The sequence below is a fragment of the Caedibacter taeniospiralis genome, from assembly GCF_002803295.2.
Taxonomy (GTDB): domain Bacteria; phylum Pseudomonadota; class Gammaproteobacteria; order Francisellales; family Francisellaceae; genus Caedibacter; species Caedibacter taeniospiralis.
This window is the reverse complement of record NZ_PGGB02000004.1, coordinates 1-20,339: the sequence shown is the minus strand read 5'-3', so window position 1 is coordinate 20,339 and position 20,339 is coordinate 1. Positions and strand designations below refer to the sequence as shown.

At 39.6% G+C, this 20,339-nt stretch carries 19 protein-coding genes and 1 pseudogene; 10 read left to right on the top strand and 10 right to left on the bottom strand.

Translation table 11 applies throughout. The features are described from left to right. From CU053_RS02425 to CU053_RS02405, 6 genes are read left to right on the top strand one after another with little or no spacing between them, the layout of a single operon-like run. Positions 1–1,134 (top strand): type IV pilus twitching motility protein PilT, encoded by a 1,134-nt coding sequence (locus tag CU053_RS02425; protein ID WP_100550382.1) that lies wholly within the window; start codon positions 1–3, stop codon positions 1,132–1,134. Beyond that, positions 1,127–1,384: an IcmT/TraK family protein gene (gene icmT / locus CU053_RS06465; protein ID WP_100550383.1), complete on the top strand. Its 258-nt coding sequence runs from the start codon at positions 1,127–1,129 to the stop codon at positions 1,382–1,384. Before CU053_RS02425 ends, icmT begins: the two co-directional genes overlap by 8 nt. After that, complete coding sequence (locus tag CU053_RS02420; RefSeq protein ID WP_100550384.1) at positions 1,377–3,722, top strand: type IV secretory system conjugative DNA transfer family protein; 2,346 nt, start codon at positions 1,377–1,379, stop codon at positions 3,720–3,722. The genes icmT and CU053_RS02420 overlap by 8 nt, the downstream gene beginning before the upstream one ends. Next, the gene (locus tag CU053_RS02415; protein ID WP_100550385.1) at positions 3,719–4,015 is read left to right on the top strand and encodes a hypothetical protein; all 297 of its coding nucleotides are present in this window, start codon (positions 3,719–3,721) and stop codon (positions 4,013–4,015) included. The genes CU053_RS02420 and CU053_RS02415 overlap by 4 nt, the downstream gene beginning before the upstream one ends. After that, positions 4,008–5,093: a secretion/conjugation apparatus DotM-related subunit gene (locus CU053_RS02410; RefSeq protein ID WP_100550386.1), complete on the top strand. Its 1,086-nt coding sequence runs from the start codon at positions 4,008–4,010 to the stop codon at positions 5,091–5,093. The genes CU053_RS02415 and CU053_RS02410 overlap by 8 nt, the downstream gene beginning before the upstream one ends. Next, on the top strand, positions 5,077–5,658 hold the full coding sequence (locus CU053_RS02405) for a hypothetical protein (protein WP_100550387.1): 582 nt from the start codon (positions 5,077–5,079) through the stop codon (positions 5,656–5,658). The genes CU053_RS02410 and CU053_RS02405 overlap by 17 nt, the downstream gene beginning before the upstream one ends. 72 nt (positions 5,659–5,730) lie before the next feature. On the opposite strand, the gene CU053_RS02400 is transcribed toward CU053_RS02405, so the two are convergent. From CU053_RS02400 to CU053_RS02390, 3 genes are read right to left on the bottom strand one after another with little or no spacing between them, the layout of a single operon-like run. Then, positions 5,731–6,552, bottom strand: a complete 822-nt coding sequence (locus CU053_RS02400; RefSeq protein ID WP_158106942.1) for a helix-turn-helix transcriptional regulator — start codon at positions 6,550–6,552, stop codon at positions 5,731–5,733. A 27-nt stretch (positions 6,553–6,579) separates the two neighbouring features. Continuing rightward, positions 6,580–7,437, bottom strand: a complete 858-nt coding sequence (locus CU053_RS02395; protein WP_100550389.1) for a LuxR C-terminal-related transcriptional regulator — start codon at positions 7,435–7,437, stop codon at positions 6,580–6,582. Positions 7,438–7,481: 44 nt separating this feature from the next. Further along, positions 7,482–8,210 carry a helix-turn-helix domain-containing protein gene (locus CU053_RS02390; protein ID WP_158106941.1) on the bottom strand — a complete coding sequence of 243 codons (729 nt, stop codon included), beginning with the start codon at positions 8,208–8,210 and terminating at the stop codon, positions 7,482–7,484. A 293-nt stretch (positions 8,211–8,503) separates the two neighbouring features. Between CU053_RS02390 and CU053_RS02385 the strand changes: the two genes are divergently transcribed. Further along, on the top strand, positions 8,504–9,292 hold the full coding sequence (locus tag CU053_RS02385; RefSeq protein ID WP_158106940.1) for a hypothetical protein: 789 nt from the start codon (positions 8,504–8,506) through the stop codon (positions 9,290–9,292). Between the two features lie 98 nt (positions 9,293–9,390). Next, complete coding sequence (locus CU053_RS02380; protein WP_158106939.1) at positions 9,391–11,013, top strand: alanine-zipper protein; 1,623 nt, start codon at positions 9,391–9,393, stop codon at positions 11,011–11,013. A 348-nt stretch (positions 11,014–11,361) separates the two neighbouring features. Here CU053_RS02380 and CU053_RS02375 read toward each other — a convergent pair whose 3' ends face one another. Next, a complete protein-coding gene (locus tag CU053_RS02375; protein WP_100550393.1) occupies positions 11,362–12,693 on the bottom strand; it encodes a sensor histidine kinase in 1,332 nt (443 codons plus the stop codon). A gap of 303 nt (positions 12,694–12,996) precedes the next feature. On the opposite strand from CU053_RS02375, the gene CU053_RS02370 reads away from it, so the two are divergent. Together CU053_RS02370 and CU053_RS02365 are read left to right on the top strand one after the other, a co-directional pair. Beyond that, on the top strand, positions 12,997–13,761 hold the full coding sequence (locus CU053_RS02370) for a malonyl-ACP O-methyltransferase BioC (protein ID WP_100550394.1): 765 nt from the start codon (positions 12,997–12,999) through the stop codon (positions 13,759–13,761). Positions 13,762–13,827: 66 nt separating this feature from the next. Further along, entirely contained in the window at positions 13,828–14,601 is a 774-nt protein-coding gene (locus CU053_RS02365) for a substrate-binding periplasmic protein (RefSeq protein WP_100550395.1), read from the top strand. 247 nt (positions 14,602–14,848) lie between these two features. On the opposite strand, the gene CU053_RS02360 is transcribed toward CU053_RS02365, so the two are convergent. The 6 genes and pseudogenes from CU053_RS02360 to CU053_RS02335 form a co-directional block, all read right to left on the bottom strand. Beyond that, positions 14,849–17,308: a TcfC E-set like domain-containing protein gene (locus CU053_RS02360; RefSeq protein WP_100550396.1), complete on the bottom strand. Its 2,460-nt coding sequence runs from the start codon at positions 17,306–17,308 to the stop codon at positions 14,849–14,851. Between the two features lie 3 nt (positions 17,309–17,311). Next, positions 17,312–17,827 carry a hypothetical protein gene (locus CU053_RS02355; RefSeq protein WP_100550397.1) on the bottom strand — a complete coding sequence of 172 codons (516 nt, stop codon included), beginning with the start codon at positions 17,825–17,827 and terminating at the stop codon, positions 17,312–17,314. 32 nt (positions 17,828–17,859) lie between these two features. Further along, complete coding sequence (locus CU053_RS02350; protein WP_100550398.1) at positions 17,860–18,321, bottom strand: hypothetical protein; 462 nt, start codon at positions 18,319–18,321, stop codon at positions 17,860–17,862. A 68-nt stretch (positions 18,322–18,389) separates the two neighbouring features. Further along, complete coding sequence (locus CU053_RS02345) at positions 18,390–18,872, bottom strand: hypothetical protein (RefSeq protein WP_100550399.1); 483 nt, start codon at positions 18,870–18,872, stop codon at positions 18,390–18,392. A 513-nt stretch (positions 18,873–19,385) separates the two neighbouring features. Further along, entirely contained in the window at positions 19,386–20,060 is a 675-nt protein-coding gene (locus CU053_RS02340; RefSeq protein WP_100550400.1) for a PD-(D/E)XK nuclease domain-containing protein, read from the bottom strand. 5 nt (positions 20,061–20,065) lie between these two features. Beyond that, positions 20,066–20,339, bottom strand: a pseudogene (locus CU053_RS02335) (hypothetical protein); the annotation flags it as partial.

Here is a 20,339-nt window from a genome sequence, read left to right as displayed (position 1 = left end):
ATGATTTTAGCATCCGCTCTGTTTGAGCATGAACCGCCTTATTTTCTACATTGTCATTACGACATGCTGCTAACTTATGCGGTACGAAATAATATCAGCGATTTAACTGCGCAAACGGATAGCCCTGTGTTTGGCATGCGCTATGGTCAGCACATCAGGCTTACCAGTAGAAATCTTAGCAGCAATGAAATTGAAGATTTTATTAATTTGCTCTATGGCAGCAACGCTTCTGCTAAAGTATTAACGGGTAATGATTTAGATTTTAGCTACACCCATCATGTGACAACAAGTGAAAAACTAAGATTTAGGGTTAATGCGAGCTTAATTAACCAATATGAAAAGCTTGGTATTCAAGTCTCCATGCGAATTCTAAGTACAACTCCGCCCCCCATAGACACCTTATTACTGCCACAGGATCTCATTAATTTAAGTTTTATCGACAAAGGCATAGTTCTGGTATGCGGCGCAACTGGCTCAGGGAAATCGACACTGCTTGCTTCAATGCTGACATTACGGGCAAAAAAAAGTGTCACCGGTGAGAAAATTATTACCTTTGAAGCGCCTATAGAATATATTTTGCCATCACACACCGTAAATTCCATCGCAGCACAATCTGAAGTTCCAAGGTGCCTGCCTAACTTTGCCTATGCCATTAGAAATGCACTTAGGCGAACTCCAACAGCCATCATGGTTGGCGAGTCACGTGACAATGAAACTATTTCGGCGGTCATTGAAGCAGCACTGACGGGGCATAGCGTTTTTAGTACACTGCACAGTCAATCAGTGACTCAAGCAGTCAACCGATTGCTGATGCTTTTTCCTCAGGCGGAAAAGCAACGCATCTACTACGATTTTTTCAGTAGCGTTTCAGCAATCATCTGGCAAACCCTTATCCCAAGTGCTGATGGGAAACGCACGGCCCTAAGAGAATACATCATTCTTGATGCTCATCTTAGGGCAAAACTGTTGTCATCTACCCTTGATGATGCTGCAGATATGATCAATAACGCCATGGAGCAAAACAGCACTTCTGTTGAACACCATGCCAATCATTTACTGCAAAAGGGACTAATTAGCCCACAAACTTTTGAACTTTATTGCCAGCCGCAGTTTAAGGGGAAACAGAATGCATAACAGTCAAACTCACTGGCGAGACTCCGGCAGAAAGCCCAAATTTTTTATCATCGAAGCACAGGTGTTCCTGCCTATCTTACTCTGCTTATTTCACTTCAGACCATGGACATTATGCTTGTGTATCGCAATGTGCATTCTCTTATTTATCCTTAACCGTTACCAGATAACGTTATGGGTATTTTTATTGAATGTGCGCGAATGGCTATTTGGTCGTGAAAAACTAGTGGAGAAAGTGAGCTCAAATGAGTAAAGGTCTACGAGGACTTGCGCGCGCGCAAGAAGCGCGCCCAAATGACAGCATCCGTGACACGCGTGGTTTAATTTTTCAGATCTATGACTTAGCTTCCTCGCGCTTAGGAAGCATCTGTTTAATTTTAATCTCATTATTTGCCTTAACCTGGTTACCCCTTATTAGTGACTTACTCTTTTTATTTGTATTAGTAATTTTCTGGAACGCATTTTGGCAAATTCCGATATTACCCTTTCGTCTTCCTCTAGGGGCGCAACACCCAGATTTATCAAATAGCAACTTACTACAAAAGAAAATTTCAAAGCCATCGGGTCTTTACTTTTTTGGTAACGACATCAGCACTAATCAGGAAATCTGGTTTAGTGATGAAGACATGCGTACTCATGCGCTTATTCTTGGTTCAACGGGTTCTGGTAAGACTCAAACGCTTCTGTCTATCGCATTTAATGCGCTTTCACAAGGATCGGGATTTATTTATGTGGATGGGAAAGGGGACAATTCTCTTTATGCACAAGTCTTTTCGATGGCTAAATATATGGGACGAGAGGATGATCTGTTAGTTATCAACTATATGACGGGGGCTGAAGATATTATTGGTCCCCAAAAAGACAGGATATCCAATACCTTAAATCCCTTCGCTTTGGGTTCTTCAAGCATGTTATCACAATTGATTGTCAGCATGATGTCTTCTTCGGATAGTGGAGGCGGTGATGGCGATATGTGGAAAGGTCGAGCAATTTCTTTTGTTGAAGCCTTGATGCGCCTGTTGGTTTACCTGAGAGACAAGGGTTATCTGTTACTTGAGGCTAACACGATTCGTAGATATTTTATTCTTGACGTTGTTGAAGATCTGCTGCATAAGCAAAAGGTGTTGGATCATAACAATAACATAATAATGATTCAGGAGGTCTTGCCTACTGATGTTACCGATCCTATGTATAACTACCTTGCAACTCTGCCTGGCTATCAACAGAAAAACGTCGGGAAACAATCGGATAAAACCTACGAACAACATGGTTATATCACCATGCAATTAACGCGCATATTTGGCTCACTGGCTGATGTTTATGCACACATCATGCGCACTAATCTTGCGGATGTTGATTTCAGCGATGTCATCCTGAATCGGCGTATTCTTGTGGTCTTACTTCCTGCACTGGAGAAATCACCTGATGAGCTGTCTAACTTGGGGAAATTAATTATTGCCTCATTAAAAGCCATGCTTGCTGCGGGTCTTGGTTCAAAGATTCAAGGGGAGTACAAAAAAGTCATTGAATCTAAACCTTCTAATTCTGACACCCCATTTTTATGTATCCTGGATGAATATGGTTACTACGCTGTACAAGGGTTTGCTGTGGTTCCTGCCCAGGCACGCTCACTTGGATTCTCTGTTGTCTTTGCAGGGCAAGACATCCCCGCATTCCAAAAAGCATCGAAAGAAGAAGCAGCTTCAATTTTTGCAAATACAAATATTAAGTTGTGCATGAAGCTTGAAGATCCCACCGAAACCTGGGACTTTTTTAACAAAACAGCAGGAGAGGCTTATGTTTCAACCGTTAGAAGTTATAACATGGGGCAGGATGGCAATAGTTTAGGTTACAAAGATTCTAAAGAAGCAGGTATTGAGAAACGTGCAAGAATTGATCTGATGGATCTAAAAGATCAGCTCCCAGGCGAGGCCCATGTTTTCTTTAAATCAAATATCGTACGCATGCGCTCTTTTTATGCGGCGCCTAAAAAAACCAAACACATCTCCATTAACCACCTTTTAAAGGTAGAACCTTATGGAATCGCTTTTGTACGTTCCGTTAAAATTGCCCTTGGAAAGCATGACTATAAAAAAATGGATGTTTTACCCCTAAGCTCGAGCCTATTGCAGGAAGGTATGACAACAAGCAACTATTTAGACGGGGTAGATGCAGACTTAGTTAGTCATGAGATGAATGGTAGTACAGATGCCAACTTGCAGCAAAACGCCAATGCTTCAACCCAAAATCACCAGGATTCATCGCTAAGCAATGAGCTTTTAACCGATAGTGTTCTATTTGATCCCATTGAGCTTGAAGCTAAATTGAACAATGAATATTTTGATTTAACTCAGTCAGCTTTAGCCTTGCATCTGGTTAATGGCGAACAGTTATACAAGCTGTTCTATCAGTTAAATACAATGCAAGGTTTAAAACTCAATGAAAATAAAGCGCTCATTACTGAGAAATTACGGCACATAAAGAACCTCTCAAACCAATACCTGCAACAGAGCTCAGAAAATACATTGAATGATCTGTTTAAGCAAATACCACCTCAAGCCAACACCACCTCTAAAAAGGGTACAAAATGACATTAATCAGCATCATTAAACACTTATGCCATGAGCATGATCTCGTCTTTATTGAGAATAAACAAAAAAAAGATGTCACACAGCTTAACTTCACTGATCTACTGGTTAAAACACTGATTGCCCATGCGGATAAAAATTATCTTTATGTTTTTGATAGCTCACTGACAAAAAGCAGCAGTAATCACCAATATGATCTCATGCAAATTTTATTTATCTACGACGCATTACTGAATCTGGCAGATGACAATGTCGTCGATGTTGACAGAATATTGGGGGAGAATAACCATGGCTAATTCACCTAATACTGGTAATGATAATGGCATGGCACCTACCTACATGGTTGCCATTATTTTATTAACATTACTTTTGCTTTACTGGCTATTTCACAACCAATTCATTAGAGCAATATTTATGATAAAGCGTTTTGAGCTGTCCATTATTATGCTATGGGATGGTCACTACAGCATGCTAATGAATTGGTGCAACCATGTCCTGGATTCAACGGTAACACTGAAGCAACTCAAGTATCTTGGATACAATACCAGTGAAGCATTGACAACTTCATTCTGGGTGCTTGGGGTTGTTTTTATTTTGGTGCTTTTTTTCTTCCATCCTGATCGCAAATACCGAAAAACCTTTTCAATGCAGAGTCTATCCCAATTTATTGCACACCATTTTACCAAAGTTTATACGCCAAATAGCAGCCAAACTCAGTCCAAAGTAAAACTTGAGACCGCATTAACACCTGTTGAGTATTTGCAACACCATCATTTAATCGCTAATGGCAAGCTTGATCTTAATCTTCTTTATGAGAATCTGACTCAACAGCTTGGCAGAGCTTTGAATGGATTAACCAAAGAAGATGTAGAAATTTATGGGTTGGCTACTGTGTTTCCCTTGTGTATTTTAGACAAGCGTAAGCAAGCAGATAAACTTTTGACCTATTTGAATAGTGAGTTTGGTCATGGTAACACCAATGGAGTGAAAAAGTTTTTTACTACACAAAAGCTGAATCATTTTTTAAATAAACACTTAAGCGAATGTATTGCTCATGCAGAAATCCAGACAATTATGAGCAAACATCACTATACCTCAACACTGTTGTGTGCCTTATTAAGTACGGCAAGAAAAGGGGGAATAGTTCCTTCTTCCTCATTTTTATGGCTTAAAACTGTTAATCGTACTTTATGGTATGCACTTAACAATGTCGGCAGAAAAACCTTTTTTGTCGAAGGTGCCGCTATTACTACTCATTGGCAATTTGAAGAAAGCCTGAATGCGTCTTTTTCTTCTGCCATGATTGATAATGTTATAACTGCGCTACAGCATGAATATCAACTTCACGAGTCATTACATGATGATCAATCCTAACATGTCACTAAAGATCTTAGCCATCCCCAATAATAGCCGCTTGTTTTTAGAGCGTACGCGTGCACCGAAATATCGTGAGTGTTTTCAAAAAATGTTTGAACAGCAAACATGTTGTCACTTTTGCCAGCATGAAAATACCCCGTTGCATATCATTAATCTTAATCATGATTACACCAACAATGCCCTGAAAAACATGGTTCTTGCATGCGATTTTTGCACTTATGTGCAACATCTGGACTTTAACTTTCAGCTCACACAAGCAGAACAATATATTATTTATTTACCAACGGAGTCTCAGCAAAGGCTTCATCAACATTATCATCATTGGCAAAAAATGATTAAGCAAAAACAAGATATTTTTGCTATTCAGGAAGCCATTTCAGAGTTAGCCGAGCGTTCTCAACTACTGGATGAAATCGTTGGCTTTAAAACCAGTTTCAAAGACCAACTGGCGCTATTACTTAAGCCGTATGACGACAACCACTCACTCCTATCACATCTGCGCTGGCTGCCGAGTTTTGAGTTCTTGAGAAGCTTTAATCTGGCAGATCAATGGTTCAGATGAAAAGTACAAAGACAAAAGAATCGTGGCTGTGACTACATTTCAGCCTATCACTACGTGCGAGTGTGACACTGATTATTTGCTGGAGTTCTTTATCCAAAACCAGTGCGCTAAATAACGCATATGCTCGTGTGCTTGAGCTAATTTGATAAAAAGCTCATAACGGTTATTGACTTTTAACTTTTGGATCATTGAAGCGATGTGCCCCTCAATTGTTCTTGGCGAGCGATTAACATATCCTGCTATTTCTTTCACTTCATAATGACCTTGATAAATAGCTAAAAAACAAAGATTCTCAGCATAGCTGAGCTCAGCGAATTGTGCTTTGGGGACAGACTCCAACAGCAATGGTACGGTTGGACTTGAGTTATTGAAAATAAAATCATTTAAATCAAATTCCCGTGTATTTGCTAAAACCGACTGCTCAATCGCCTGATGTAATCGATTAAAATATCCGCTATAAAATACTTTGTTAGCAAGAATAGCATCCGTTTTGTTGACAAAAACACAAAGAAAGCTAATTGAATGATCGTTGTGATAATGCAAATGCCATGGTAAAGCTGATCGTGATTCATTAGAAATAATGTGATCGAAACAAAAGGACTGGTTATAAAGTTGATACACCGCATTTTTATAACACATGCTATTAATGGTAGGGGATAGCAGCAAATTTCTGAAATCAAGGAAAATCGCTTTGTCTGCATTAGGTGAGTTATAGTATCCATCTAAACTATCGTCTGCCAATAGCGGTACTGATAACACTTTCTCATCTGCATAACAACGCTGATACGCCATTGCTTCAATTTTGAAGTTGAATGCTGCATTTTTAAGTATTGTATTGAATTTTCGCTCATATTTCCTATACGAATGCGTATAAATTGTTTGAACTGTATTCATTGAAGGCAGCTCCATACCCCAAGACATCTAAATAATACAACTTAAAAATGAATGATTGTTTTTAACTTTTACAAAAAGATCATATCTATTTTTACATTCAAGTTTATCTACGACTCGCCCCATTACTCCTTCAATCGTTCTAACTGACTTGTTTAGGCGTTCTGCAATTTGCTTTGTTTCATAGCTCCCGTCGTAGATGGCGTGCAAAAATGATTTTTCTGCTGCAGTCAATTCCACCGTGTTTATCGCTGAAATCTCTTTTAAATCATTGTAATCTGGTGCGGTATCTACCAGAAACTCAGTAATCACATTTTGATATTCCTGATGAAGCAATTGCCTTACATGCTGGGTTAAACTGGTCACATCCAGATGTGCATATCGGACATAAGCATGAAAATACTCACTTTTTTTGACAAATATACATAAGTTTGCAATCGAGCCCTTTGAATTGTGGTTGTACTGAATAGGCAATAGCATAAGCTGATCTTGCGTGATGAGGGATAAGTGGTATGGGAGCTTGTCTTTGGCGTAGGCGTGAAGTTCGTCCAGCGTTACCACTTTGGGACGCTTAGCTATGGCGGAAAAAGAGGATATGTAAGCTCTCTCAGACTGCGTCCAGACAGAAAAAGCGTCGCAATATTTTAACGGGATACTAATTGCTATCCCCGACTTAAAGGTTTCGGTATAAGCCAGACCTTCAATTTGGAAAGGAAAATCAAGCGATTTAGTTATCCTGGTTAAGATGTGTTCATATTTTTTCCATTGCTGTTTATATATATCCGCTAAAGGACGGGTTTGTATTGAACCATTCATTGTATTCATAACCTCCATGAGTTGTTTGCCGTATTTAATTGCTACAAACTGATCAATATTGTACCTGCTCATTTGCCTTTAAAATAGCGTAATGTTACGTATTGACTTAACTATTGTCATGTGGTAGCACTTACCCTTACAAGCACGAATCGCATTACATCGTGCATTTTGCTGATCTTTACTGCCAGCTCATACTTATTATTACAATTTAGCTTATGTAAAAGTCGTGCAATAATCCCTTCGATTGTTCTTGGCGATTTTTGAAGTTTCGATGCAATTTCTTTTGACTCATAATGCCCTGTGTAAATTAATTTGAAACAAGCCAGTTCCTGAGTTGTAAACTGAGATAAAACATCAAGGATAACACTATCTTTAACACCCTTAAAAACAATAGGGGTAATGTCATTAGAAATGTCGAAATCTTGAGCAAATCTTGTCTTAGGATCAAATAAATAAGACTCAATCGAAGTTATACATTGATCCAGCACATGATGTTTATCACTGAAAAATCCAAGTATTGGGCATGAAGTAATTACGGAAAGGCGACTAATCGAATTATCCTTGTTATATTTAATGTACGACAGGCAAGGGTCAAATGGACGCATATTTTCAATAAAGGCGTAGTGAGATTGATCTTCTGTGCACAAAAAAGAGCCTAATTCGTGATACCACATCATTTTTGGAATTTTTGTTACATTGTTTAAAAGAAACGCAGGGTCTTGGTTGGGATTTCCTTCCAACCATACTCCATGTAGCTCACACTCCAATACGGGTAAATCAATCACCTGCCCATTTTCAAATAACCGAGTATAAGATAATCCAGTTGCACATAATTTATCAGTCATTGGTTTAATTAGTCTCTTGAGCGCATTCTTATGCTTCGGGAAACTCCATCTATGTACATCTTTAATTGCAGGCATTGAGTTAGAGTGTATTGAAGTCATTTTTAGCACGAATTATACTGATTTTTGCCTTAATAGCCACTCTTTTTCTTTTGATTAGCAGGAAGGGAAATTTTCAGTAAAAAGCATCTTTTCACTCAAAAGTCATCATTTTGTCCATCTTTTTGAATTAATGTCGCGCACCCTTTGATTTATTTTTATCATCCCCCATGTTTTAAGCAACTAAGGTGCTAATGATGAGAAAACTTCACTTGATACTATTACCCATTTTAAGTGTTACAAATGGAACTGTTTACGCAAATTCGGATATTATTTCGGAATCAGCAGGCAATCCAGCATCGGCAAGATCAAGCGATTTGGATACTGCTATTCGTATCACTCTGGCTCAGGATGATCGAAGAACAACACTGGCTGCCCAGGATTGGTTTTATGTTGGCGTCTACGGTGGCGCTTCGTACAAAAGCTTTCCGCAGTCAAAACAAACGGTTGAGCTGCCTGGAGCGGGTACATCTGATGTTTACCAACCCGCTAAACGCTATTCTCCTTACTTTGCTGCCGAGTTTGGTATTCGCCCATGGCAATATTTATCTTTTGGCGTGCGCTATTGGTATGCAAGTAGCGCAACAGCTTCATTTAATCTTGATAATGGTGGCTCAATATTCTCCAATGGAGAAATTAAAATGGCTTTTTCTGGCATTAATCCATCAATGACCGCGCACTTTCCTATCGCCAGTATCGATAGTGAAATTTTGTTATCCACGGGACCTGCCATTGTTTTTTCCAAGTTCAGTCCTACAACCACTATCCCCGCCTATCACAATCCAGCATTAAAAGGAATGAATAAAACCAATATCCGCCCATTTATTTCATTGGGTTATCAATATTTACTGCCATACTCCCTAAGTCTTGCGCTGGAGGCACAATATATTTTTGGTCTTGGAAAAAATACTTATGCGCCTTATTACGGCAGCAGTTATGTGCCCAATATGCTCAATCTGTCCTTCAGTCTTGGTTATCATTTTTAATGTTGAATGTTGAATGTTGAATGTTGAATGTTGAATGTTGAATGTTGAATGTTGAATGTTGAATGTTGAATTAAAAATTAGTAACGACAGGAGAAATAATGAAAACAAAACTTATTATCGGGGGTATTGCTCTAGCAATGACCTCTATGGGGAATGCTAAGCTTCCCTATCTTGATCCTACACATCTGCCAACACTTAAGAGCTTAATTGATGCACTTAATTATGGCTGGGCAGATTCGATTGAAGATTCGATTGATGAGATTTCTGCTCAGACTGTTCAAGCAGAAACCCATGCCAGCAATGCCGAAGCTCATGCTAACAATGCGGAAACGGCAGCAAAAACAGCCAGCAATAAAGCCGACACTGCCATAACAACAGCTAATGATGCGAATACCATCGCACAGCAAGCAGCAACAAAGGTCGCAAGCTTTGATACGCGTCTTATTAATGCAGAAAGCGATGCTACTTCTGCCAAACAAATTGCGTCCTCTGCCAACGAGCAAGCTAAAGGTGCCACACAAACCGCACAAACGGCTTCCACCAAGGTAGATAGCTATGATAGCCGAGTCAGTGCTGCTGAGAGCAAGGCAACCGAAGCAAAACAAATAGCTGATACGGCTAAACAAACGGCAGATGGTATTAAAGCTACCGCAGATGCGGCTAAAGCCGCCGCTGATAAAGCAAGCGAAGCTGCAACTACTGCCACCGAGACCGCAAATACTGCCAAACAAACAGCGGATAGCGCTAAAGCTTCTGCTGATAAGGTAGATCAGTTTGATCAAAGACTGAGTACCGCTGAAAGCAATGCAAAAGATGCCAGGAATGCTTCTGATAAAGCCAGTACCACCGCAGATAAGGCAAGTACTGCTGCAGACAAAGCCATGCAATTTGTGAATGAGCTTGATCAAAAATATGACACCAAGGTCAAAGATCTTTCAGCTCGTGTTGATACGGTGGCAAAACAAGGATTTACCATTCAAGATCGTGTGATTTATGGACATAAAGGACAAAGTTTGCAGGATCTGATCGCTATTGCGCAAAACGATCCAAATATTTCGCCCAAGCTGGATGCGGATCATCCTGTTGTGATTAAGCTTGCTCCAATTGAGTATCGAATCACAAGTGAAGTAACGATCCCTGCTGGTTTAGTTATGCAAGGTGAAAATCAAGCGATATTACACTTTTATCCTAATGGATATTTGATGATTGGAGAGGCGAATAGCTTTGAAAACCTAAAAGTTTTAGTAGCTGAAAAAGCTGATTATGGTCGCGGCTTGGTTAGGGTTAAGACAGAAAACCTAACCCCAAAACCAATTTATTTTAATCACGTTGTGATAGATGCCGATAAAGAAGGAGATAACTTCGTGTTTATTTTAAGGGACACAATTTTTACTGATAAGACAGCCAAACTTAAGCTATATTTCAATAATGTAACAGCAAAAGAGGGCTTATTATTACATGGAAAGAATTGGAATTTTTACCCAAGAGATTTAGGTTTTTTCCTTTACTCAGATGACATTGAAATTAATAATTCTGAATTAAATAAAATCGGATCTTGCACCCAATATGACGATTATTCGCAGGAGCGTTTAATACCATTAAATATAAAGATACTGAAAACTGTAACTGATTTTGATAAAGAAATACTTTCAACAGACGGTTTTTGTCCAGGCTTTACAGCTATTGCCAGCTACACAAAAAATGGGAAACTAATAGGATAACAGTGGCGTAGGTGGACGGGTACGGTCTTAAATCCACTGGGTAAAGAGAAATTAAATCAGATGAATATTAAAAATCGTATCTTACAAATCCAAGTTATCCGAACAGATTAAGACTGAACTTGATCACAAGGAAGGTGCGGGGATAGTAGCCTTACGAGTGATGGGTGAAATGCACTTATAAAGCCACCCTCATCCGCCAAAGCATACGCTTTGGCGACTTCTCCCATCAAAAGGGAGAAGTGTAGCCCCTAAGATCCAAAATATATTGCGCTTCCAGTGCTACGCCTTCCGAGCTTCCCGCAAGGGGGAGAGGTGGGGCAAGTTGATGATTTACAGGCGCATTCCAGATTATGTTTCCATTGATTGTACCAAAATAACATGACTAAATGAGATTTTGACGCTTAACCCAGGTGGTGGGTTATTGTTGAAAATCACTAATTTAGCTTGATTGTGTACAAGAATCTCTTTGACAATGGCAAGACCAAGCCCTGAACCTGAGACGTTATGACTGCGAGCAGCATCGACGCGATAAAAAGGATCACATAGTTTGCTTAAATGCTCCGTTGCAACGCCAGGACCCTTGTCCGTAAAGAATAAGCACAGTTCATTATTATCGTATTTCAGCACGACTGTAACGCTGCCTGCGTACTTTAAAGCGTTGTCGATCAGATTCTGCATAACGCGTTTAAATGCCTTATGTTGAATGGTGATCAGCGCTGTTGTCAGTGTGGTTGAAAAGCTGACCTCAAAGCCATTTAGTTGATATTCATGACATATCGACTCACTAAAGTCGACCACGTCAATTTTGTGTTGCTTTTCGTTCAAGTATTGCTTTTTTGTATAATGACCAATTTGTGTCAGCAAGTATTCCATGTCGTCATAATATTTGAGAAGCTCAGGGTGATGTTTTTCAGGCACCTGGTTATAGGTATATAACTTGGCCTTCGTTATAGGTGTTTTTAAATCATGAGAGATGGCCTTAATGGTATATATTTTTTCATCCATTAGCTTATTGAGTTTGTGACAGGTTTGTTCCATTAAATCCGCTAAATTTTTAACGTTAAAAGGCTGTATTACGGAGGGATTGTTATTAATGTCCAGTTTGTCTGCAATTTGTTGCATGCGCAAAAATGGTTGAAGCAGTCTTTGACTGTATAGAAAGTGCAAGGGGATAATGAGCACCATAAAGATAGCAAAAGTCAACAGCAAAAAGTACAGATAATAGCGATTTGGCAATTCAATGGTGAAGTTTGCGCATTGCATAAGATCAACGTAACAGATAGAAATCTGTTTGGAATGGAAAAAGGGAAGTTCCCCCAGTTCATTTTTGATCTGATTTTTAATTTCAGTGTATAAAAGGTGACTGTTTTTTTGTTGTTTGGTTGGTATGTCGAGCTCAATGACAGGGGAAAATGTGGGCTTAGCAGTAAATTCGTAGGTAATATAGCTGGGCACAGGATCAATCGCTTCAAACTTCAACTGCTGTGCATGGTATTGCTGCAGATAGACTTTAAAAGTGGTATTGGTCAGCGAGTACAACGTCTTGTGATATTGATGATATCGATATTGCTGGTACGAGAGCACGATGAAAAATAGATTTAAGATCACAAACATAATCAGTAAAGCAGGAAAAGCCCAAAATCGAAGATAGTGTTTGCCGTTGCTGATAAGCTTCCCCATTAGCCTACTCCCTTTAATTCAGGCAGGATAGTTCCCATCTGGCAGCGCATTGTAGCTGTGTCATGTATAATTTGCATTTGTTTAGTATTTTTTGTAATCCAACCTGATTGTGACGTTATCTTTGCACAAAAACGCGAGCTTACCTACATGATTTCACTATAAATTGTACCAGATTGTATTAAATGGACAGACTGTCCGAAATGAAATGGCTGGTTTTTTTAAAAAATTCGGCAGATACTTACCCACTAAGATGCTCGGTGAATGGTAGAATGCGTGTATCTTAAACTTAGGCAGCTTTTTAGCATGTTTGATCAACCCTTATTTAAACAATTGCTTGCTCGTCATAAGCAACGATATAGAGCACAAAGCTTTATCAAAAATGAAATTACCCAGCGGCTTTTAGATAAGCTCAGTTTTATCAAAGTTGACCCTGCGCTTATTTTTCTGGAGGGAGTTGATTCAACTGAGCAAGAAAAGCTTAGGCAGTTGTATCCAAATGCAAGACTCACCGATCGGTTAGTAGATGATGAAGAGTGCGATTTGATCATATCAAACTGCAAAATTCATCAAGCCACGAGTCTAGCCAAAACCTTAAGAGATTGGCATAAGCGGCTAAGACCAGAAGGTATTGTTGTATTTACCAGTTTTGGCAGCGGGAGCTTGCAAGAGCTCAAAAAAGCCTGGCAGCTAAGTGATGGTATGCCTCATATTAACCAAATGCTTGACATGCGCGATGTGGGGGACTTGCTGGTAAGGGAGCAGTTTAAAACGCCAGTGATGGATGCCGAAACCTTAAGCCTGCAGTATGATGATCTTGAAACTTTATGGCAGGATATTCGCGAGCTGAATGAGCCCTTGAGTGATACAAAAATGCGTAAGACATTAACAGGAAAAAATCGCTGGAAAAACTTCTGCAATAATCTTCATACCAAAGGCTTAGTGGTAAGTTATGAAATATTTTATGGCTATGGTTATAAAGCTAAAGAAAGCATGGCAAGAAAGCTCACACCCAATGAGGCGCTAATCAGCTTTGAGCAGCTAAGAAGCGCAATTAAAAATAGGACGTAAGACAACTGGATGATTTCATTTGGTTAAGTTGTTAAACTCTTGAAGCTCATTCAGAGGAGTATTTAAATGAGAAAAAACAGGCAAACGCATCCATATTTAAAACTGCTCAGTTTAACCTGGTTCATTGTGCCAGCTGTCGTTGGTGCTCAGGCAAATGGATCGATGCTAAAATTCTGCACAGAACCATGGCCACCTTATGATTACAAGCATGATGGTAACCTATTGGGCTCTGATGTTGAGCGTAATAGAAAAATGTTTGCTCAACTTAAACTTGAACTTCAAGTACATATTATGCCGTGGCAACAGTGCTGGAAGCTTGTGCAAACAGGGAAGATGGATGGAGCCTTGATGGTTTCAAAAAAAACAGCACGCGAGTCTTATGTATACTATCCACGAAGCTCAATGACTCAAGTGAACTATGTATGGATAAGCAACAAAAATCATGAAAAACAGTATTTTGATCTGTGCCCTAATCTCAGCTTACTTAACATCAAAATTGGTCTTGTTAAGGATAATAGTTACTCAAGCGCGCTATTACGCTGTTTGGCTAAGCCATACAATAGTGAGCGCATTGAAACCTATAACACCTTAGAGCAGGCGTTAAGAATGCTTATTATAAATAAGATTCAACTTATTCCAGCTATTCCTGAAGTGGTGGAGCATTTGACTCAAGATATTAAACTGGAAGGAATAGTCGTTCATCCAACGCCAATTTTTAGCAAGACGTATTACACCGTTTTTTCTAAGAACTCAAGCTTCAAAAATGCGCAATACCCTAGCATAAAAGCGTTAAGTGAGGCTTTTGATAACCTAAGCCTAACTGATACAGCTGATCCTTAGTAGATTTTTACGCTATGACTACCCCGTCAACCTTCGGTTGCCACCCCTTCACTTGTGAAGGGGAATTAAATCTGTTGGTCTTGGGGGCTTGATTCTATCAACAATTGACCTGCTAAATTCCCCTTCACAAGTGAAGGGGTGGCTGCACGCCTGACCACTTTAAAGTGGTCAGGCGTGCAGACGGGGTAGTCTTTAAGACCAGCAAAAGTGTATAACCCCAGTGATTCATAAGGGTGACTTGAATTATCTATTCCACTGTGCAAACAATCTCATCCTTAAATGCAATGCCATCTTCACTCGCCAAGGTACCTGAGTTGACGCTACACTTTTGACCATCCATCGTTTCAAGAATAAGCTTAGCCCCCGTTAGAACGTCGATTTGCGCAAAGCCATCCGTGTCAGTTTCACCAGGTTCTAATCCTCCGCTGATTTTGGCATGGCTTAATATTTCTCCTGTTGAGCTAATAAAATTTCCCATGACTAAAATGGCAGGTTTAGCGTTTAGCCTGATGGTTTCAACGTTACCTGGATAAAGAATAACATTGCGATCATTATTAGGCACACTGAGGGTTACCTCATGTGTCTGCACTTGAATGTTGTGTTCTTGATATATAGGCATAGATATAAAGTAGCTTTGATTATTATTGATCACAATGCTTTCCTTGCCATCGACATAGACGGTGTACTTACTAGGAACATCAGCAGCAACATAAATCATGACACCACTGCGATTGTCTGAGCTACTTATTCCCCAATTACTAAGGGGTGCGTAGGCAAATGAAGTTGAAGTTTGAATATTGTAGCTGATCACATCTTTATTGTTTTTAGCCTGTGCCAGATTCAACTGTTGCAGGGTATTGAAATAGCGGTTGTTCGTGCTTGCATATTGAGAATAATATTGCGTGTTATGATTTATCTCAGAGCTTAAACCAAGATCATTTTGATAGTCCGCATGGATGAATTCTTTGCCAATATTCAATTTGGTGTTTTCTTGTCTTTGAGTTCCCTGATCAGGCTGTTGGCTGAACTGACCTTCAAGCTCCGCTGCCACATACCAGCCACGTGGTGTGCCAAAATTCCAGCTAAGCTGTATAAAAGCACTCTTATTGCTTTCAGAGTGATCAAGTGATAATGAAAGTGTCAAATCATTATTGTCAGCCAAACTAAAGGTTTTTGAAACATCAAAACCAAAATCGTGCTGAAAATTATTATCGACATAGGCGTAGCTTAATGAAGTCATAAAATTAATGTCATGCCATCTGAAGGATAGCGATGTGCCAAGGTTGGTATTGCTTGTCTGTGTATCTTCAAAATATTGGTTGATATAGCGGTTATTATTTTCCTTAACCCACATTTGACGAAAAAACGTATTAAGTGTTACGCCTGAAATATTCCCAGCTATCGAGAACGCAACACCCAGGTCACCGAAGTTGCTCAGTGCAAAAGAGTTATAAAAACTCAAGTGAGACAACTCCATCATCAACATAAATTCGCTAAGCACCTCTCTTTGAGCAAACATGGTTAAGTGCTCACCAATGCCAAAAAAATTGTTCAGGCGTTGTTTGGCTTCCAGGGTCAAAACATCAAGATCAGTCAGGGTTGGAAAAACCGTATCAGAAGTTGGCTCAGCCAAGCGCCCATAACTTATAGCGTAGTTTGGCAGGGTCAATAATGGCAGTGCATTCGTTTTAATGAAGTACACCTGTTTGTTTGAGGTCTGATTGGTGAGTGTGCGTGTCTCAAGCCTGAGTATATAAGCGCCAGATGGAAAGCTTTGCGTGTCCAAAAAATGATTGCCTGGTGGAAAGTATTGTGTGCCAATTAATGTGTTGCCACGATAGACATCCACATAACTTGGTACGATGATGTTTACTTCAACGGGTGTTGCGATTTGTTCATTTAAATTAGTCAAAAGCTCAAGGTTGGTTTGTAAGCTTGCTCCAACAATCTGTAAGCTTGGGATAATCATTGTGCCAACCGTATCTTGTAAGCCAAGGGATAAGTGGTATTCTTTACGGCGCCAGTTGAGATCAAAATCTCGAAATTGAAATTGCCTGATCGGTGGCTGTCCAGGTGTAAGCGAATAAGTGAGGTTATCTTTATAATCGAGGTGCCAATTACCATAGCCTAGATAACCATTATGATTAAGTGCCATAGATTGGTTCTGATCATTATTGCCAGATGCTCCAAGCTGAAATAAATTAAGTACACCAAATCCTGCGGTTGAATCTTTCAAAAATTTAGCGGGAACAGAATCTTGTGCGAGTAAGTATTTAGGATTAATAAAAATATGCGCACGGTAGTTATTGCGATCAAAAATCACACCGAAGACCTGAGGTCTGACAAAGCCGCAATTTGGACCCTTAGTGCATAAGCGATCCGCATTGGTTTTTTGGGTTTGTGTTATTTCTTCAAGCAATAAGTGCTGTGCTGTTTTAGAAATATAAGGTTTAAGCTTGCTTAGAATTAGATCAGGTTCGTTAAAGGTGATCTTATCGTCATTAAATGTGGCAGGTGTTTCTAGCAGCTTTTCCTTGCCAAACATGATGGTTACCAGGCTGGTTTCATCTTCTTCGACAAAATCTTCAAAGCCAGGAGGTAAATCAGAGGCAATACTCAGTTTGGGCGAGAACCCTAGTAAAAACAAAGGGCATAGTGTTGTGATACCTAATAGTAAACATAAACGTTTTTTCTTGCTATGAATCATAGCCTATGTGCTTTGTAGAATAAGTGACAGCTCGTAGCGACCAGCCTTAGCATTTTGAATGGTATATTTGGAGAACTTTATGGCAAGGTTCTCATAGAGTTGACATTCGTCAAAAGCATAATTATTGGTTTCAATCATTTGCTTTTGGTTATAGTTAAGCTCAACTTTATTCACAAGGATGTGATAGGGGAGATTACCTTGACCATTTAACCCTTTAGCTATAAAGCCATTTTCGTTAGTAGTAATGCGCAAAGGAAAGGGATTATGACCTTTTTGATACGCACAAAAAGTTCCAAGTGGAATAACCTGATCTGTGTTTTCTGTAATCATTCTGGCGCTGATGACAATTTTCTCATTAAGCGAAAGGTTTCCAATGACAAAGCGAGGATCTTCTTTTTCATCTGTAGCCTGGCGATCAAAATATTTAGAGTTGTTGCTAAACTGAGCGCTAAAGCTGATAAGTGGGAAGAGTGCCAGCAGGCATATGCAAAGGCTGAACGTCAGATTTGTTATGCGCATCTTAAATGCCTCTGGTTAATAACTTTTAGCCTCTAGGCTACGTCGATATTGGCAATGTAATGGATGGAGCCTTGAATATCAATGCCAGCTGCATCATCAGCAATGTCGCCGTTATTATCAACGGGTTTCTTGTATTCACTGATCACTATTTGCAGTTTCATCGGTGTTTCAATCTTCCCCTTTTTGCGAACAGAGACCCTTTTGTTATTGCCTGCGCCTAAATTAGGAATCAGTAATGGGCTGATAATAACAGGTAATGACTTAAGTTCTTTGTTGCTATACGTAATCACATGTTGTGGATCTGTAATGTTTTTCACTTGAACAATGAAGGTGCCACTTTCATTACCAATATTTGTGATTGGAATGTAGCCACGCTGACTCTTTTGATTAATACTAACCTCTGGGTTGACAATATCAAGAACGGCGCCAGCAAAGGTCGTAGCAGAGAAACTAATAAGTGAAAAACTTACAGTTAAAATTTGTAATAATCTCATATTTTATTCCTGACCAAAACAATAAGGGTGCTTTAACTCCCTAGGTTTATTTCTGAAGTTACTTGGAATTACGCAACACTTAAATTCAATGAGGCGTTATAAGTTCCTGCTTTTGCATTACGAATATCACTGCCCTTGAATGTCATGGTAACAATTTCTTTCGTTTTGCAGCCTGAAGGCAGGTCGTTGCTATCTACATACAACAGGTTCTTACCGTAATTGACCGCAGTTTTGTTAATGGTTAAGGTGTAAGGTAATTCGCCTTCGCTGTTAGTGCCAATAACGGCAAATTTTTTCTCATTGGTTGATATGTCAATGGTTACTTTACCATCTTTATTATTGGTGTAAGTACAGAACTCGGCTAATTCAAAAATCTTATCTTTGCCCGCGGTGACATCAGCAGCTGAAATCACAATTTTTTGAGTCATGCTAAGATCACCTAAAATGCTTTTAGCTTCAACGATGACTTCAGCTTTGCCTGACTCGGCTGCGAAATTGATTGCGGAAAATAATACGCCAACTGTTAAAAGGGGAATCAAAGCTTTCTTCATAAATCACCTGCCATTCATTAAGTTAATTTTTTCCTGCTCTGACCATGTTTCCGTCCACTGTCACCCTGCGCGAAGTCGCTGGAGTTGTTTGAAAGCTGGATTCCCGCCTTCGCGGGAATGACAGTATTTTGTTTGGGCGGAAATCTGGTCCTAAGCCATTTTTTCCTTTAAATTTACGGTTTTGACAAAGTCACTGCCCACTTTTACAGCGGCGTATGCAGTACGCCCCTACGCAATGTGCCATCATGGGTGAAGATATTGACCAATGCCAAATTCACGGAAGTTATTAGGTGTGAAAACCACGCATGTGGGACATGATTTCTCCTACCATAACGTGCCAATCATGTTTTATTGTCCTTACCCTATTATGCGTTGTAAAGCGAGCACAAGTAAAAAAACATAAATACTGTGCTTGACAGGGCTGATGATCCATGTCAAACGGGTTTTAAACTTGTCTTACTGGTCACGCCAGAATATGACGCGTAAGGGCGAAATATTTTTCACCCCTACGCGTCAAAACGACTCAGATACTAAATCAATCACATTACGTTCTTGTGAGTCGAAGCTGATACCGATCAAATAAACAGGCTTGTTGCTGCTAAGGTACTTTTCTGCATACTTTTTATCTTTAATCTGCTGAATAGCACTCTTGGCATCCCCCAACTTAGCGAGTTTAAACTCGATAATGACGATCTTATCGTGCATGATGATCGTTAGATCGATTTTGCCGTGATTGGTCACATCCTCAGGGATGGTGTCATATCCCAAGGCAGTGAGAAAGCTATAAACGATGCTCGCGTAAAATCCCTCATAATTCTCAATTTGATTATTGCGATACCAGTCATTGGGGATAGAGGCGAAGTGACTACTTAACACAAACTCCAAGGGTCTAAAATCATTGTTCTCTAAAGCCTTGACAAGCTGATCAATGACTTGGTTTTTTGCGCTGTCATTGCAAGCAATGGAAGCTAAAGCATCAGCTAAACTACATTTGACTTCATAATTTGGGTAACCCAAACGATACGCCATTCTACTGCCACGCGAGGTCACCTCTTTAATGGTGAGATAGCCCGTTTGAAAGAGCAAGGTTTCAATCGGCATATTGTCAATATCAAACTTAGATAACATCAGCTCCCCAACAACAATATCCTCCAAATCAGGAATAAAATAACGATGCTTTTCAATCATCCTGACTAAAAAGGTTKSYGKYGYYSWCTSMCWGCAAAGTTGTAGCCGTTATACCATTTTTTAAGCTGGACTAAATCAACCTCCCCCTCTTTCAAGTAGGATCCAAATGACTGCTCCAACTCTGCCTGGTTATAGCCGCAAATATCGGCATAACGCTTATCCAGGGTAAGGTCTTTTAAGTTATTCAACTCGCTGAAAATACTGATTTTACTGAATCTTGATACACCTGTAAGCATCGCAAATTTGACATTCACATCCTGAGATTTAATCACGCTATAA

What these genes read in the sequence shown, in the direction of transcription:
- icmT (WP_100550383.1), top strand. Translation starts at nt 1,127, where the DNA reads ATGCATAACAGTCAAACTCACTGGCGAGACTCCGGCAGAAAGCCCAAA.
- CU053_RS02340 (WP_100550400.1), bottom strand. Translation starts at nt 20,060, where the DNA reads ATGATTGAAAAGCATCGTTATTTTATTCCTGATTTGGAGGATATTGTT.
- CU053_RS02360 (WP_100550396.1), bottom strand. Translation starts at nt 17,308, where the DNA reads ATGATTCATAGCAAGAAAAAACGTTTATGTTTACTATTAGGTATCACA.
- CU053_RS02420 (WP_100550384.1), top strand. Translation starts at nt 1,377, where the DNA reads ATGAGTAAAGGTCTACGAGGACTTGCGCGCGCGCAAGAAGCGCGCCCA.
- CU053_RS02410 (WP_100550386.1), top strand. Translation starts at nt 4,008, where the DNA reads ATGGCTAATTCACCTAATACTGGTAATGATAATGGCATGGCACCTACC.
- CU053_RS02380 (WP_158106939.1), top strand. Translation starts at nt 9,391, where the DNA reads ATGAAAACAAAACTTATTATCGGGGGTATTGCTCTAGCAATGACCTCT.
- CU053_RS02385 (WP_158106940.1), top strand. Translation starts at nt 8,504, where the DNA reads ATGAGAAAACTTCACTTGATACTATTACCCATTTTAAGTGTTACAAAT.
- CU053_RS02345 (WP_100550399.1), bottom strand. Translation starts at nt 18,872, where the DNA reads ATGAAGAAAGCTTTGATTCCCCTTTTAACAGTTGGCGTATTATTTTCC.
- CU053_RS02395 (WP_100550389.1), bottom strand. Translation starts at nt 7,437, where the DNA reads ATGAGCAGGTACAATATTGATCAGTTTGTAGCAATTAAATACGGCAAA.
- CU053_RS02400 (WP_158106942.1), bottom strand. Translation starts at nt 6,552, where the DNA reads ATGAATACAGTTCAAACAATTTATACGCATTCGTATAGGAAATATGAG.
- CU053_RS02415 (WP_100550385.1), top strand. Translation starts at nt 3,719, where the DNA reads ATGACATTAATCAGCATCATTAAACACTTATGCCATGAGCATGATCTC.
- CU053_RS02355 (WP_100550397.1), bottom strand. Translation starts at nt 17,827, where the DNA reads ATGCGCATAACAAATCTGACGTTCAGCCTTTGCATATGCCTGCTGGCA.
- CU053_RS02370 (WP_100550394.1), top strand. Translation starts at nt 12,997, where the DNA reads ATGTTTGATCAACCCTTATTTAAACAATTGCTTGCTCGTCATAAGCAA.
- CU053_RS02350 (WP_100550398.1), bottom strand. Translation starts at nt 18,321, where the DNA reads ATGAGATTATTACAAATTTTAACTGTAAGTTTTTCACTTATTAGTTTC.
- CU053_RS02405 (WP_100550387.1), top strand. Translation starts at nt 5,077, where the DNA reads ATGATGATCAATCCTAACATGTCACTAAAGATCTTAGCCATCCCCAAT.
- CU053_RS02375 (WP_100550393.1), bottom strand. Translation starts at nt 12,693, where the DNA reads ATGGGGAAGCTTATCAGCAACGGCAAACACTATCTTCGATTTTGGGCT.
- CU053_RS02425 (WP_100550382.1), top strand. Translation starts at nt 1, where the DNA reads ATGATTTTAGCATCCGCTCTGTTTGAGCATGAACCGCCTTATTTTCTA.
- CU053_RS02390 (WP_158106941.1), bottom strand. Translation starts at nt 8,210, where the DNA reads ATGACTGATAAATTATGTGCAACTGGATTATCTTATACTCGGTTATTT.
- CU053_RS02365 (WP_100550395.1), top strand. Translation starts at nt 13,828, where the DNA reads ATGAGAAAAAACAGGCAAACGCATCCATATTTAAAACTGCTCAGTTTA.